The organism is Paraburkholderia terrae (genome assembly GCF_002902925.1).
Classification (GTDB): domain Bacteria; phylum Pseudomonadota; class Gammaproteobacteria; order Burkholderiales; family Burkholderiaceae; genus Paraburkholderia; species Paraburkholderia terrae.
Genome location: NZ_CP026111.1, coordinates 2,216,190 through 2,231,532, shown reverse-complemented (window position 1 = coordinate 2,231,532; position 15,343 = coordinate 2,216,190). Strand labels below are relative to the sequence as shown.

General features: G+C 64.3%; 11 protein-coding genes. 5 read left to right on the top strand and 6 right to left on the bottom strand.

Annotated elements, in window-relative coordinates:
* Positions 1-22: 22 nt before the first annotated feature.
* Together C2L65_RS09850 and C2L65_RS09845 are read left to right on the top strand one after the other, a co-directional pair.
* On the top strand, positions 23-1,246 hold the full coding sequence (locus C2L65_RS09850) for an aspartate aminotransferase type Ic (protein WP_042308363.1): 1,224 nt from the start codon (positions 23-25) through the stop codon (positions 1,244-1,246).
* Positions 1,247-1,361: 115 nt separating this feature from the next.
* Positions 1,362-2,750, top strand: coding sequence for a DHA2 family efflux MFS transporter permease subunit (locus C2L65_RS09845; RefSeq protein WP_042308365.1), 1,389 nt, complete (start codon positions 1,362-1,364; stop codon positions 2,748-2,750).
* Positions 2,751-2,778: 28 nt separating this feature from the next.
* On the opposite strand, the gene C2L65_RS09840 is transcribed toward C2L65_RS09845, so the two are convergent.
* Positions 2,779-3,327 carry a hypothetical protein gene (locus tag C2L65_RS09840; protein ID WP_042308366.1) on the bottom strand — a complete coding sequence of 183 codons (549 nt, stop codon included), beginning with the start codon at positions 3,325-3,327 and terminating at the stop codon, positions 2,779-2,781.
* Positions 3,328-3,436: 109 nt separating this feature from the next.
* Here C2L65_RS09840 and C2L65_RS09835 point away from each other — a divergent pair, with 109 nt between their 5' ends.
* Entirely contained in the window at positions 3,437-4,375 is a 939-nt protein-coding gene (locus tag C2L65_RS09835) for a helix-turn-helix transcriptional regulator (protein WP_042308367.1), read from the top strand.
* On the top strand, positions 4,372-6,264 hold the full coding sequence (locus tag C2L65_RS09830; RefSeq protein WP_042308369.1) for a DUF3857 domain-containing transglutaminase family protein: 1,893 nt from the start codon (positions 4,372-4,374) through the stop codon (positions 6,262-6,264). The genes C2L65_RS09835 and C2L65_RS09830 overlap by 4 nt, the downstream gene beginning before the upstream one ends.
* Positions 6,265-7,123: 859 nt before the next feature.
* Here C2L65_RS09830 and C2L65_RS09825 read toward each other — a convergent pair.
* The 5 genes from C2L65_RS09825 to glgC all read right to left on the bottom strand — a co-directional run bounded on the left by C2L65_RS09825 (position 7,124) and on the right by glgC (position 13,501).
* Positions 7,124-8,278, bottom strand: a complete 1,155-nt coding sequence (locus tag C2L65_RS09825; protein WP_042308371.1) for a branched-chain amino acid ABC transporter substrate-binding protein — start codon at positions 8,276-8,278, stop codon at positions 7,124-7,126.
* Positions 8,279-8,820: 542 nt separating this feature from the next.
* Entirely contained in the window at positions 8,821-9,282 is a 462-nt protein-coding gene (locus tag C2L65_RS09820) for a hypothetical protein (RefSeq protein WP_042308373.1), read from the bottom strand.
* Between the two features lie 125 nt (positions 9,283-9,407).
* Complete coding sequence (pdxY, locus tag C2L65_RS09815; protein ID WP_042308519.1) at positions 9,408-10,271, bottom strand: pyridoxal kinase PdxY; 864 nt, start codon at positions 10,269-10,271, stop codon at positions 9,408-9,410.
* Positions 10,272-10,543: 272 nt separating this feature from the next.
* Positions 10,544-12,004 (bottom strand): glycogen synthase GlgA, encoded by a 1,461-nt coding sequence (gene glgA, locus C2L65_RS09810; protein WP_042308375.1) that lies wholly within the window; start codon positions 12,002-12,004, stop codon positions 10,544-10,546.
* A gap of 222 nt (positions 12,005-12,226) precedes the next feature.
* A complete protein-coding gene (gene glgC / locus C2L65_RS09805) occupies positions 12,227-13,501 on the bottom strand; it encodes a glucose-1-phosphate adenylyltransferase (protein ID WP_042308377.1) in 1,275 nt (424 codons plus the stop codon).
* Positions 13,502-14,050: 549 nt separating this feature from the next.
* On the opposite strand from glgC, the gene C2L65_RS09800 reads away from it, so the two are divergent.
* Entirely contained in the window at positions 14,051-15,079 is a 1,029-nt protein-coding gene (locus C2L65_RS09800; protein ID WP_081920946.1) for an alpha/beta fold hydrolase, read from the top strand.
* The last annotated feature ends 264 nt before the right edge of the window (positions 15,080-15,343 follow it).

Sequence of the window (15,343 nt, the reverse complement as noted above, 5' to 3'; positions counted from 1 at the left end):
AGCGCGCTCATCCGGGAACATCATGGCGACGCCTTCCACTTACGACGAATTCCGGCAGCTTGCGATGCGGCTCGACATGTCGCGCGGCAAGCCGTCGCCCGAGCAACTCGACCTGTCGCGTGCGCTGCTCGATGAAGCGGGCACAGCCGGGTACGTGTCGCGCGACGGAATCGACTGTCGCAACTACGGGCACTTGCTGGGCTTGCCCGAGGCGCGCGAGTTCGGTGGGCAACTGCTGGATGTCGATACGGCGCAGGTGGTCGCGGCGGGCAATTCGAGCCTCGAACTGATGCACGATGCGCTCGCGTTCGCGATGCTGCACGGCATGCCGGAGCACGTGCCGTGGAGCAAACAGGGCGACGTGGCGTTCCTGTGCCCCGTGCCTGGCTACGACCGGCATTTCGCGATCTGCGAGGCGCTCGGCATCCGCATGATTCCCGTACCGATGACGCAGGACGGCCCCGACATGGACGCCGTGGAAGCGCACGTAAAAAACGACGCTTCAATCAAAGGCATCTGGTGCATGCCGCTCTACAGCAACCCGAGCGGCGCGATCTGGTCGCGCGAAACGGTCGAGCGACTCGCCGCGCTGCCCGCCGCCGCGAGTGACTTCCGGCTCTTCTGGGACGACGCGTACCGTTTCCATCATCTGACGGACACGCCGCGTAGCACGCCCAACATCGTCGAACTGTGCGAACGGGCGGGGCATGCGGACCGCGCGCTGGTGTTCGCGTCGCTGTCGAAGGTCACGGTGGCGGGCGGCGGCATCGCGTTTCTCGCGGCGTCGCAGCGCAATATCGGCTGGTGGCAAAAGCATATGAGCATGCGCACGATCGGTCCGGACAAGTTGAACCAGTTGCGGCACGTGCGCTTTCTGCGCGACCGGGAAGGGCTCGAACGCCTCATGGCGAAACATCGCGCGCTGCTGCGGCCGAAGTTCGACGCCGTGGTCTCGACATTCGAAGCGCTGCTCGCCGATATTCCCGGCGTGTCGTGGAATCGTCCCGAAGGCGGGTATTTCATCAGCCTGTACGTGCCGAAGGGGTATGCGAAACGCACGGTCACGCTCGCGGCCGAGGCGGGTCTGGTGCTGACGCCAGCGGGCGCCGCGTATCCCTACGGACGCGACGACGAAGACCGGCACCTGCGCATCGCGCCGTCGTTCCCTTCGCTCGATGAAGTGACGCTCGCGGCACGCGGCATCGCGCTTTCGTTGCGGCGCGCGCTCGAAGACGGCAGGCGCTGACGGGCACCGTGCGCATGAGACGTGCCTCGTCAGGCCGTAGCGAGCGCAACAAACCGTAACACCGCGCGTGCCGCCGGACTCGCCATCGGCGGCTGTTTTGCGGTAAAAGAACGGGATGACCGACCGCGCCCGCATCATTCCGCTGATCGTTGCCTGTCCGCTGTTCCTGCAAAACCTCGATACGTCGATCATGGCGACCGCGCTGCCATCTATCGCGCGTTCGCTCGACGTCGAGGCGCTGCATCTGAATCTCGCGATCACCTCCTATCTGCTCAGCCTCGCCGTGTTCCTGCCGGCGAGCGGCTGGCTTGCCGACCGCTTCGGCGCGCGTCGCGTGTTCTGCTCGGCCATCGGCCTGTTTTCTCTCGCTTCGGCGCTGTGCGGGATCGCGACATCGCTGCCGCAGCTCGTCGTGTTCCGCGTGCTGCAGGGCATGGGCGGCGCGATGATGGTGCCCGTCGGCAGGCTGATTCTGCTGCGTAGCGTGCCGCCCGCGCGGATGGTCGCCGCGATGGTGTGGTTCACGGTGCCGGGCGCGGTAGGGCGGCTTGCCGGTCCGCTACTCGGCGGCGTCGTGGTGACGATCACGTCGTGGCGCTGGATCTTTCTGCTGAACGTGCCGTTCGGCGTGATCGGCGTGCTGTGCGCGCTCGCGTTCATCGACGACACGCACGAACGCATCGACGAGCGCTTCGATCTGCCCGGTTTCGTGCTGCTGTCGACGGGCCTCGTGGGTCTTGTCGGCGGGCTGGATACGGCCGGCCGCGGGCTCGTGCCGCAATGGGTGACGTTCGCGTTCACGGGCACGGGCGCGCTGTCGATGCTGCTGTATTGGCTGTATAGCCGCCGTCACGTCGATGCGATCATCGATCCCTTGCTGCTGCGCTACAAGGCATACCGGACGGCCGTGCTCGGCGGCATGCCGCTTCGCATCGGCATTGGCGCGTCGCCGTTCCTGATGCCGTTGATGCTGCAACTGGGCTTCGGCCTGTCGCCGCTCACGTCGGGGTCGCTGAGCGTCGCGACGGCCGTCGGTTCGCTCGCGGTGCGCGGCGTGATGACCAAGGCGATTCAGCGCATCGGCTTTCGCACGCTGCTGATCGTCGCGACCTGCATGACGGGCTGCTTCTATGCGTGCTATGGGCTGTTCAAGCCCAGCACGCCGCATCTGCTGATCTTCTGCACGCTGCTGGTGGGCGGCCTGTTCAATTCGCTCGCGATGGTCACGCTCAACACGCTCGGCTACTCCGACATGCCGAAGCCGAAGATGAGCCGCGCGACGGCGCTCTCCGGCATGGCGCAGCAGCTCTCGGTGAGCCTCGGCGTCGCGTTCGGCGCGTCGCTGCTCGCGCTGACCGCGCATCTGCATGGCGGCAGCGCCGCGCATCTCACTGCGCGCGATTTCTCGCCCGCGTTCTTTGTTGTCGGCGCGGCCGTGCTGTGCTCGCTGTTCTTTTTCGTGAAGCTGTCGAAGGACGAGGGCGCGGAATTGCGGCAGGCCTAGTCCGTGCGCGCGGCCCGCTGCAAATGCGCTAGCCGCGCCTGCGCCGCGCGACGAATTCGCCTTCCAGATTCCAGGTGACGCCATCGGCGGCTAGTGCGACGCCTGTCCAGCGGAACGAATCGTCGGTGATGTCGGTGAAGTTCCAGCGGATCGGCGTGCCGTTCGCATGCGTGCCGATCTGCACGATATCGCGGCCGATTTTGCGGCCGATCAGTTCGTCGCGCTGTCCATTCGCGGGATTGATGTAGGTGACGCGCCACGCTTCGATCGAGGGGTCCCATACGCGCAGCGTCGTGCCGTACATGTCGAAACCGTCGTCGTTGCGCGCGCCGCGATCCGCACGGCGCGGCATGATCCACACGTCCTGTACAGCACGCCCTTCGAGCGTCCAGCCGAAGTGAATTTCGCCCGTCAGATGCCGCTCGCGCACGTCGACGCGATAGTGCAGCACGTCCATGTCCCAACTGCCGATGAGCCAGCCGTAGAGGTCGTCGGCGGCATCGATGTCAGCCGCGCGACCGGGCGCGGCGAGTGCTGCATGAAACCCGGCAGCGGGACCGTGATCCAATGCATTCATTGCGGGTTGCTCCGTATGCTGAACGTGGTTGAAAAGGGTGGCGAACGCGTGGCGCCGCGCCTGCCGCCGTTGTGATAAAACGAGCATACGGACCTGCCGAGGTGACATCTTGGGAAAAATTGCCGTCGATCTCGAAGCCGCGCTCGCACGCCGCGACAGGCTCGGCGCGCCCGGCAACACGCAGATGCGCGCGCTTGCCGCGGGCGACGGCTGGTCGGCGATGGACGTGCTATGCACCTTCGGTCCGCGTGACAGGCCGTTCGAGGAGCGGCACGCGGGCGTCTGCATCGCGATCGTGGCAGCGGGCGCGTTCGGCTACCGGTCGGCGGCGGGGCGCGAGCTGCTCACGCCGGGTTCGCTGCTGCTCGGGAACGCGGGCGAGTGCTTCGAATGCGGACATCGGCATGCACCCGGCGACCGTTGCGTGTCGTTTCACTATCAGCCTGCGTACTTCGAGCAACTCGCCGCCGATGCGGGTTTTTCTCGCGCCGATACATCCTTCCGGCATGGCCGCATGCCGCCGTTGCGCGCGTTTTCCGGCCTGATCGCGCGTGCGTGCGCCGGGGCGACGGATAGTGCGTCGTGTACGGCTTGGAACGAACTCGCCGTCGAACTGGCCGGGGCCACGCTGCGGGCGACGCAGGCGGATGCGAAGCGGCGTGTCGTGACGACGAGCGCGTCCGCATGGTCGCGCGTCACGCAGGCCGTGCGCCTGATCGACGAAACGCCCGATGCGCCGCATACGCTCGCGAGTCTCGCGCAAATGTGCGAGCTGTCCGACTTCTACTTTCTGCGCACGTTCGAGCGCGTCACGGGCGTGACGCCGCATCAATACGTGATGCGCGCGCGCCTGCGCAATGCGGCGCTGCGTCTCGCCGACGAGGACACGAAGATCGTCGATATCGCGTTCGATAGCGGCTTTAACGACGTATCCAATTTCAATCACGCGTTTCGCGTCGAATTCGGCATGAGCCCACGTGCGTGGCGCATGCAGCGCGGCGCGCGCGTGAATCTCGCCGTGCGTCGTCACACGGTGCGCGAGGTATGAGCCGGCGCGCGCACCGCTTGCGCGCGGCGGCCGTGTTGCCGCTGATCGTCTGCGCATACGGCGCGGGCGCCGCGCACGCGCAGGAACGCGTCGCAGCCGACGACATTCCGCCATCCACGATCGAGCGCGACGTGCATCTGTTCGTCGTACAGAAGGACGGCTCGATCGAGGAACACGACGATACGGTGCTGCGCGCGAACACGACCAGCGGCGTCGACGATATCGCGCAGCGCTATGTGTGGTTCAACAAGGATATCGAGCAGGTGCAACTGCTCGCAGCGGAAACAATCGATCCCAACGGCGTCGCGCATCCGGTAGGACCGGAGGGCATTCGCGACGTGCAGGAGCCGCGCTCGGCGGGCGCGCCGACCTTCCAGGACGGCGTGCTGCGTACGGTGATTTTTCCGGGCGTCGAGCCTGGCTCGCGCGTGCATCTGGCGTTTCGCAAGACGCGCGCGCTGCCGTTGCAGGGCGGCACGTTCGCCTATTTCGTCGAGCCGACGCGTGGGCCCGTCGACATGCAGCAACTGATCTTCGACTTGCCCGCCGACGTCCCGCTGTACGCCGACGCGCGCGGCTATGTCGCGCTGCCGCCCGTGACGGAGAACGGCCGCACGCGTTATACGTTCGAGTATCGGCATGGGCCGTATGCGCCCATCGAGTCGGGCGCCGTCGGCTACGCGACGTGGGGCGACCGTCTGATGGTCTCGACGACGCGCGACTTCGCATCGTTTGCCGAACGCTATCGGAACGCGGCGCTGGACCCGACGTGGAGCGATCCCGCGATTGCGCAGCTTGCGCAGGCGCTGACGGCGAAGACTGACGATCCGCGTGCGAAGGCGCAGATTCTGTACGACTGGGTACGCCTGAACATTCGCTATGTCGCGCTGTTTTTGGGTGAGACGGCTGCCGTGCCGCACAAGGCGAGCGATATCCTGCGCAACCGCTATGGCGACTGCAAGGACCACGTTGCGCTGTATGGCGCGATGCTCGCGGCGGTGGGCATCGACAGTCAGGCTGTGCTGCTGAATCTCGGGCCTGTCTATACGCTGCCCGATGTGCCTGGCTATGGCGCAAGCGCGATCAATCATGCGATCACGTGGATACCTTCATTGCGCATGTATGCGGATACGACGGCGGGCGGTATCGGCTTCGGTTATCTGCCGCCGGGCGCGATGGACCGGCCGGTGCTGCTGGTCGACGATGGCGTGCTCGCGCGCACGCCCGCGACGCAGGAACGCGGGCGCAACGTGCGGCTCGAGATCGATATCGACCGGACTGGCACGGCGGCGTTCACGTATCGCGTGGAGGATGTGGGAGTGTCGGCGGAACTGGAGCGCAATGTGTTTCGTCGCGCGACGCGGCAGCGCTGGCAACTGATTGCCGCTGATCGCTTGCGGCAGACCGGGTTGCATGGGATTGCGCGGATGCAACCTGGCGAAGTGACGCCGACCATGGGGCCGTTTACGACTTTCATGCAAGGTTCGCTGGAGCACTTCACGTGGCCCGATGGCACGACGGCGTTGCCTGCGTTGACGAGTTTGTCGGGGGGGATCGCGACGCAGGTGCAGGCCTGGCTCGCCGAGCCGGAGCGGACGCAGCCGTGGGTCTGTATTGGCGGCGATTTTGATGAGGTGGCGCAGATTGCGTTGCCGGATAGTGTTCGCGTTACTGATATGCCGGAGGATGTTGTCGTGCGGGACCGGTTTTTTGATTATGAATCGCGGTATGTGTTTGATTCCGCTACGCGGGTTGTGCAGATTTCGCGGCGTTTGAGTGCCCGGTTTGGGCGCCAGGTGTGTAGTGCTGGTGAGTTTGCCCTGGCTCGGGCTTCGCTCGTTAAGATTGAGAGGGATGCGTTGGCGCAGATTGTTGTGAGAGCACGGTAGGGGGTTTTTGTTGTCTGCGACGCTGGGTGGTTTGCTGGTTTTTTGCTGGCATCCGCGTTACGGTGTTTGCCATTCAGGCGTCGCCCCTGTGCGGGGCGGCACCTACTTTTCTTTGCCGCCGCAAAGAAAAGTAGGCAAAAGAAAGCGGCTAACACCGCCAGCCCGTGTTCTTATCCACGGGCCCCCAACGTCCCCACGCTTCACATGACAGTACCCTGGTCGGTGCTCGTTGCCAACGCTTCGAATGAACGCCTCACCCACTTCAAACACCCGCACACGTGCTAGCGGCAGCGAATGGTTTCTGCCGCCTAGGTGGCAAACTGTGTGTAGGTTGTCGCGTCGTATAGCCTGGCGCTCTTACAGGGTGGAACGCGTGCGCTACCGGTCCGAAGTGTGGCGTGTGCGGCACTACGGCCGACACACAGTTTGCCACCTGGGCGGCGGTGGACTATCTGGTAAGGCATGCTGAAGGCGGGCGCATGAAGCGGGTGAGGCGCAGCGCAAGAGCGTTGGCAACGAACGTGGGTCACGTGATTGTCGTGAGAAGCGTAAGACCCGTTGGGGGCCCTCAGGCAAACACAAGAATTAGCGGTGTTAGCCGCTTTCTTTTGCCTACTTTTCTTTGCGGCGGCAAAGAAAAGTAGGTGCCGCCCCGCACAGGGGCGACGCTTGAAGCACGCTAACGAATCGCGGATGCCAGCGCAAAGCCAAAACAGCCCGGCAACGTCCGCGCCGCGAAAGCTCAACCGGCGAATGCCAGCAAAGCGCCATGCCAACCAAAACATAGCGCCCGCTGGCAAAACCAAAACCAAAACCAAAACCAAAACCAAAACCAAAACCAAACCCAAAAACCTAAACCTTAAACCCCACTCTTCGTGACGACAGGCACCCAAACCCCATTCTTAACCTGATACAGGGTAGAAGCAGCACTCTTCAACGCCCCCGTGGCATCAAACGAAATCGTCCCCGTCACCCCTTCAAAACTGATCGACTTCAGCGCTGAGCGATAAACCTTCGGATCCGTCGACTTCGCCGTCTCCATCGCCTTGATCACGGCCCACGCCGCGTCATACCCGAACGGCGCATACGACAGAATGTCATCGCCAAACCGCTTCTTGAACTTCGCCGAGAAGTCCTTGCCACCCGGCAGTTGCGCGAGCGGTCGGCCATACTCCCACGCCATCGCGCCTTCGGCCGCATCGCCGGCAAGCTTGATGAACTCAGGGTCTTCAACACCGCCGCCACCCAGCAGTTGCGCCGTCATCCCAAGCTGCTTCATCTTCTTCGCAATCGCAGCCGCCTGCGTATCGAGCCCGCCGAAGAAAATCAGATCGGCATTGGTCGACTTGATCTTCGTGAGCTGCGTGCTGAAGTCGACAGCCGTGTTGCTCGTGAACTCGCGCGCCACGATGTTGCCGCCCGCCGCCTTCACCGCCTTCTCGAACTCGTCCGCTTCGCCCTGGCCAAATGCCGTGCGGTCGTCGATGATCGCAATGCGCTTGGCCTTGGTCGTTTTCACTGCGTACGTGCCCGCGTTGCCGGCGTTTTGCGCGTCCGTCGAGATCACCATGAACGTGTTCGCAAAGCCACGATTCGTGATGGTCGGGTTCGTCGCGGCAGGGTCGATCATCGGAATGCCCGCCTGCTCATAGATCTGCGACGCAGGGATCGTCGTGCCCGAATTGAAATGGCCGACAATGCCCGACACGTTCTGATCCACCAGTTTCTGCGCGGCCTGCACGCCGATGCGCGGGTCGGCCTGATCGTCCTCGGACACGAGGTCGAAGTGCGCGACCTTGTCGCCAATCTTGATCTTCTGCGCGTTGGCTTCCTCGAGGGCAAGCCGCACGCCGTTCTGCAGGTCTTTGCCGTAGCCGGCGTTGGCGCCCGTCATCGGCGCGGCGAAACCGATTTTCACGGGCAGTTCGTCGGCGGCGAAACTGGCGAGCGGCGCGATGGACAGCGCGGCGCCCAACACCACGGCAAACGGGTTCAGCGTCTTGCAAAAGCTCATGGTTTCTCCTTACATCGGCAGACAGGGATGGGAAAAACAGCCGGCTTGCAGTGCGCGCCGCACGTGATTCGAAAGCGCGGCGCTGCCGGTCGGATTGCGCGATGCAGTGTGTCGACAGGTCTCCTTCGATGCGTATGCAAACAATGCACGGACTAAAAACACGGACGAGATTACGGACGTTGCAGTGTTCAAGGCAATGCTGGAAAACACCAAAGCCAAAACCTCTGAGCGCCGTCTGCCGACGGACCGGTAATGTCGCGCAACCCGCGTGCTGCAGCCGATCCGTGGCGCGAATATAGAAAGCCAATATGCGTGCGTCTTGGCAGTTCGCGGCATGTTGGATGCGCATTTCAGCACAACGCTGCCGCTCGTTTTTAAGCGTCGGCTGCGAAGATGAAGCGGGATGTCGGGCAGGAGGGCGCGGAGGAGGGCCGCGTGATGCGCTTGCCGTGCCGCCTGATCGGGCACGTTTGAATCGCGCAGCGCCTGATGCCGAAAGCGCTGCGCGCAGGTGTGTGTAGGTGTGTTCTAACGCAGCGCGTTTACTGCTCGCCCTGCATGCGCAACAGTTCTTCGCGCAGACGTAGCAGCGGTTCCTTCACGTCGTCTTCGGCCCACGTATCGAGGTCGTCGATCGCGCGGTGACAACCGTCGAGCACCACGTCGAGATCGACGGGCACACCATTGGCCAGCGCGAGCTGGATCGTTTCCGCGAACTGCTGGCACTCGTCTTCGCCGTACGAGATGTCGAGATTGTCGGCGATCACCTGGGCGATGTTGCTGCGCGCCTTGTCGTCGGGCGTGACCATGTCGACGATGCCGCGCGCGACGGCGGGCGAATAGTACAGCGCAATATCGAGCCATTGCGCGGCATCGAAATCCGCTTCGCCGAATTGCGCTTCGAAGAATTCGATCGCTTCCTGCTCGTGCGTCTCGTCTGCGTCGACGCTGATGCACAACTCTTCAAACTGCTCTTCACGTTCGCTGCGGATAGTGCCGTCCATCGATGCCTCTCTTGCCAGTCAACCAGTGCCAATAAAAAATGCCGCGCGTTTTTACGCGCGGCACGCATTATAGGACGTCAGGCTGACGGGGGCGTTTCTTGTGCCCGTTGCCTTAAGTCTGCTGCCTAAGCCGACTCCACCACCCACGCATCGAACCATTCCCGTGGACGGGCGATTTCATCCTGCGCGGCGATGATCTCCAACTCATAACGCCCGGCGTCCCACGTCGCGTGAACGACGGCATTCACGGCGGCGACCGTATGTTCGAACGCGCTACGCACCGAGTCGCCGAGCAGCGTGCGCGCGACGAACACCGCGCTCGTCAGATCGCCGACGCCTACCGGCTGCCGCGCGAACGGATAGAGCGGCCGTTGTCCCATCCACGCTTCACGCTGCGTGACGACGAGCATGTTGAAGCGGTCCGCGAGGCTGTTGCGATCGAGCAGATGCTTGACGAGCATCATCTTCGGCCCGCGCTCCATCACCTCGCGGCAAGCCGCGACGGCTTCCTCGACGGTCTCGATCTCGCGCCCCACGAGCCGTTGCAATTCGCTATGGTTCGGGCACATCACGTCGGACACTTCGGGCATCGTCCGGACCAGAAACTCCTGAATGCCCGGCTCGACGCGACAGCCCGTCGACGTGCCCATCACCGGATCGCAGAAATAGCGTGCATGCGGATTCGCCGACTTCACGGCGCGCACGATTTCGATGACCGACTGCGCCTGCTCAGGCGTGCCGAGATAGCCCGATAGCACGGCGTCGCAGCGAGGCAGCACGCCGATCGCGCCAATCCCTTCGACGAGCGCGAGCATCTGCGACGCATCGATCGCACTGCCTTCCCAATGACCGTACTGCGTATGGTTCGAGAACTGCACGGTATTGAGCGGCCACACGTTGACGCCAAGACGCCGCATCGGGAACACCGAGGCGCTATTGCCCGCGTGCCCGAATACGACGTGCGACTGGATGCTCAGAACGTTTTTCATGTCGAACCGATACGGCGCGAGAAGGGCGCCGGAAGAAAGAATGCGCGACGGATGAGCAGCTTCGATGCACCGCTTTGGCGCGGCGAACAACGAACGACGAACGACGATGCGCGACAGCGCGTCGCCGACAGGGCGCGTCACGCCCTGTTCATCACAAGATACATGAGTTTTCGCGCGCCGGAATCGATCCGGCCCCGTCGTGTTGCGCCGAACCATCAATGCGCAAGCCGATGTTGCGCAAGATCATGCGGCGCGCTTACCGGCTTATCCGCTCACACCAGCTCGCGGTACAGCGCGAGATAGCGTTCCGCCGACGCACCCCAGCCGAAGTCCTGGCGCATCGCGCGGCGCTGCGTGGCTTTCCAGTCGGTGCGCCGCGCGTACAGCGCGAATGCGCGGCGGATCGCGGCCGTGAGCGCTTCCGGCTCGAAGCGCTCGAACACGAAGCCTGTTGCCAGATCGTCGGCGATGTTTTCCAGCGACGCGTCGACGACCGTATCAGCAAGGCCGCCCACGCGATGCACGAGCGGCAGCGACCCATACGCGAGCGCATAGAGCTGCGTCAGGCCGCACGGCTCGAAACGCGACGGCACGGCAATCACGTCGCTGCCCGCGACGATCTGATGCGCGAGCGTCTCGTCGAAGCCGAGTTCGACGGCGACGCTCTCGGGATGTGCTTGTGCGACGAGCTGCAAGCCGTTTTCGAGCGCCGGGTCGCCCGTGCCGAATACGACCAGCTGGCCGCCACGCTTGATGATTTCGGGAAGTGCCGCGAGCAGCAGATCGAGGCCTTTCTGTTCGGTCAGCCGGCTCACGACGCCGAACAGCAGCGCGTCGCTTTTCGGCGCGAGATGGAAGCGTTCCTGCAGCGCCGTCTTGCACGCACGCTTGCCGGCAAGGCGCGTGTCCGTATAGTGCGCGGCGATCAGCGAGTCGGTGGTCGGCTGCCAGATCGTATAGTCGACGCCGTTCAGAATGCCCGACAGATCATGCGAGCGCTGGCTCAACAGCCCGTCCAGGCCGCCGCCCTGCGCGAGCGTCTGGATTTCGCGCGCATAGGTCGGACTGACGGTCGTGATGCGGTCGCTGTAGAACAGGCCCGCCTTCAGGAACGACATCTGTCCGTAGAACTCGACGCCGCTCATATTGAAAAAGTCGGCGGGCAGTCCGAGCTGGCCGAACTGATGCGATGGGAAGACGCCCTGATACGCGAGGTTGTGGACTGTGAACACCGTGCGCGCGGCGGGCTTGCCGTGCTCGCGTTCAGCCGCTTTCAGATAGGCGGGCGCGAGCCCCGCGTGCCAGTCGTGCGCGTGGACGATCTGCGGCGCCCATGCGGGGTCGAGATGCTGCGCGATCTGCGCCGCCGTCCAGCCGAGCATCGCGAAGCGTTGGGCGTTGTCGCCGTACGGCACGTGTTCGGCGTCGAGATACGGATTGCCCACGCGGTCATACAGCGTTTGCGCACGGATCACGTAGACGACCAGGCCATTCGCGGGCAGCGTGCCGCGCTCCAGCGTGACGTTCGACGCGCCGAAGCGATCGCCGATCCGCGCGACGGGCTGCAGGTCCGACAGCCCGGCCATCACAGCGGGAAAGCCGGGCAGCAGCACGCGCGCGTCGGCGCCCAGCTCGATCAGCGCGGGCGGCAGCGCGCCCGCGACATCGGCGAGGCCGCCCGTTTTCAGAAGGGGATACAGCTCGCTTGCGACATGCAGCGCGCGGATCGTCATGGGCTTCAGTCCTGTTCGCTAGGGTTGCGGTGGATTGCGCAGTGTCGTTTCGGTGCGTCGCACGGTGTCGATCCGCGCCGTGCAGCGCGCGCATAACGGAGCTTGACGGAGCGCAACGGAGACGGGCGGCGCGCGGCGGCACCCGCCGGAGCGCCGCACTGCGTCGTGCTTCGTCGCGTGCCGCCTGCGGTCGCCGTGCCTGCCGTGTCCGCCCGCCGGTCGCTACCGCGCTGCCGCCGACTGCCGCTTGAGCGCCTCGGCCGTCACCAGCACGACGCCGCTGTCGGTCCGGTAGAAGCGTTCGCCGTCGCGCACCGGATCTTCGCCGATCACGGTGCCGTCGGGAATCTGGCAGCCGCGGTCGATCACGACCTTGCGCAACCGGCAACTCGCGCCGATCGACACCTGCGGCAACAAGACTGCCTCAGCGATGTTACAGAACGAATTCACCACGACATTCGACGACAGCACCGAGCGCGAAATCTGCGAGCCGGAGATCACGCAGCCGCCGCACACGATCAGGTTGGTGCCCGAGCCTTGCAGCCCGTTCAGGTCGCGCACGAACTTGGCGGGCGGCAGCTGTTCCTGGTGCGTCCAGATCGGCCAGTTGCGGTCGTAGAGGTCGAGCGTGGGAATCGTGGACGCCAGATCGAGATTGGCGGCCCAGTACGCGTCGATCGTGCCGACGTCGCGCCAATACGGCTCGACGTTCGGGTCCGACGACACGCACGACATGCTGAACGGATGCGCGATCGCCGTCCCCGTCGTGACGACGCGCGGAATGATGTCCTTGCCGAAATCGTGGTCGGTCGCGACGCTGCTGATGTTCTCCTCGAGCAGCGAGTACAGGTAGTCGGCGCTGAACACGTAGATGCCCATGCTGGCGAGGGCGATGTCGGGGTGGCCGGGCATCGCGGGCGGATCGGCGGGCTTTTCGACGAAGCCCGTCACGCGGCGCTGCTCGTCGACGTGCATCACGCCGAACGCCGTCGCTTCCATGCGCGGCACCTCGATGCAGCCGACCGTGCAATCGGCGCCCGATTCGACGTGATCCATCACCATCCGCGTGTAGTCCATCTTGTAGATGTGATCGCCCGCCAGCACGACCACGTATTTCGGGCCGATGGAACGGATGATGTCGAGGTTCTGGAACACGGCGTCGGCCGTGCCGCGATACCAGTGCGCGCCTTCGACGCGCTGTTGCGCCGGCCACAGGTCGATGAACTCGTTGAACTCGCCGCGCAGGAAGCCCCAGCCGCGCTGCACGTGCCGCAGCAGCGAGTGCGCCTTGTACTGCGTGACCACGGCAATCCGGCGGATGCCCGAGTTCAGGCAGTTGGACAGCGCGAAATCGATGATCCGGTATTTGCCGCCGAAGTGTACGGCGGGCTTCACGCGCTTGTTCGTCAGCGGTCCGAGGCGCGTGCCGCGTCCGCCCGCGAGGACGATGGCGAGTGTCGTGTGTTGAAGATCGTTGAGGCTTGCCGGCGAATCCATGTGCGTCTCCGTTTATTGGTGAGCCCTGGTGGAAGCTTTTGTTTGCCCCGGCGTTGCTGTGTTTTTCTGTCTTTTATCTGACGCTGTGCGTTGTTGTTGTGGTCTTGGTCTTTTGCGCGATGGCTTCTGGCCCTGGCTGTCGGCTGGCGTCCGCAATGCACGTTCCCGCCGGCCAGCGATTAGTCTGGACCATGCGCCTGCCGCGCGCAACATGCCGCGTTCGCCATGCCACATTCGTGCGTGATCCGGAGGGAGAGGGCCGCGCACGGGCCGGTAGAAACGGCGGGCTCGCGATGCCTGGCCGTCAGCCGTTCGGGCAAATTATGCCGGACGGATCACGCGCGGAACTCGTTCGGGACTTGAAACGGCTGTTTGAAGCGCGGGCGCGGCTGCTTCGGGCGAGGCCATTGCACGCGCCGCTGCAAGCGGGCCGCGACGCGGGCATCATGACGGGCCTGTGTTTCCCTTGCTCCTGTCCTTGCCTTTGTCCGCCACCCTATGACACTCCGTTCATCCCTCGTTGCCGTTTCCCTGTCCGCCTGCATCGCCATGCTGGGCCTCGATGCGTGCGCCGCCGAAGCCGTCAATGCCGCCGCCGTGCCGCCGTCGAGCGCGCCCGCCGCCGACGACGGTCCCGCCTACGGCCCCGAGTTGCAGGGCTTCAACTATCCCGCGCCCGTGCGGCAGTTCGAGTTCACGTCGCAAGGCGAGGCGCTGCATATGGCTTACATGGACATCGCGCCCGAGCATCCGAACGGCCGCACCGTCGTGCTGCTGCATGGCAAGAATTTTTGCGGCGCGACATGGGAAAGCACGATCGAGCGGCTGTCGACGGCGGGGTATCGGGTGATCGCGCCCGACCAGATCGGCTTTTGCAAGTCGAGCAAGCCGCAGCGCTACCAGTTCAGCTTTCAGCAGCTTGCGCGTAACACGCATGCGCTGCTCGAATCGATCGGCGTGAAGAACGCGACTATCGTCGGACATTCGACGGGCGGCATGCTGGCCATCCGCTACGCGCTGATGTACCCGGCGCAGACGCAGCAACTGGTGCTCGTCAATCCCATCGGGCTGGAGGACTGGAAGGCGAAGGGTGTACCGTCGCTATCCGTCGACCAGTGGTACGAGCGCGAACTGAAGACCACGGCGGACGGCATCCGCCGCTACGAGCAGGCGACCTACTACTCGGGCCAGTGGCGCAGCGATTTCGAGCCGTGGGTGCAGATGCTGGCGGGGATGTACCGCGGGCCGGGCAAGAAGGAAGTCGCGTGGGATTCCGCGCTGTTGTACGACATGATCTACACGCAGCCGGTCGTCTATGAGCTTGGGCAGTTGAGCATGCCGACGTTGCTGCTGATCGGGCAGAAGGACACGACGGCGATCGGCAAGGATGCCGCGCCTCCCGAGGTACGCGCGAAGATCGGTCATTACCCTGAGCTGGGCAAGGCGGCGGCGAAGGCGATTCCGCACGCGAAACTCATCGAGTTCGCCGAACTCGGCCATGCTCCGCAGATGCAGGACCCGGCGGCGTTTCACAAGGCGTTGCTGGACGGGTTGGCGGCGGTGCCGACGAATCGGTGAGCGTTCAAACGGCTTTTTGTCCCGCCAGCGTATTCCTGCGTTGTTCATCGATAGGAAAAACTGTCGGGGCATTTTGCGGTGCAGTGCCTGGTCCAGGCGACCGCATGGCAAACCGAAGCTGTTGAGTGGTACGCGCCGTCACATGCCCGCAGGCAGCCACGGTTGTGGCGGCCGCTGTGAGGGGGCCGGCCGCAAAAAACCGGCGCTGCACGGCATGTTGTTGTGCTACGTTGTCTTCGAGCGTGCGACCGGCTCGCGGTCTGC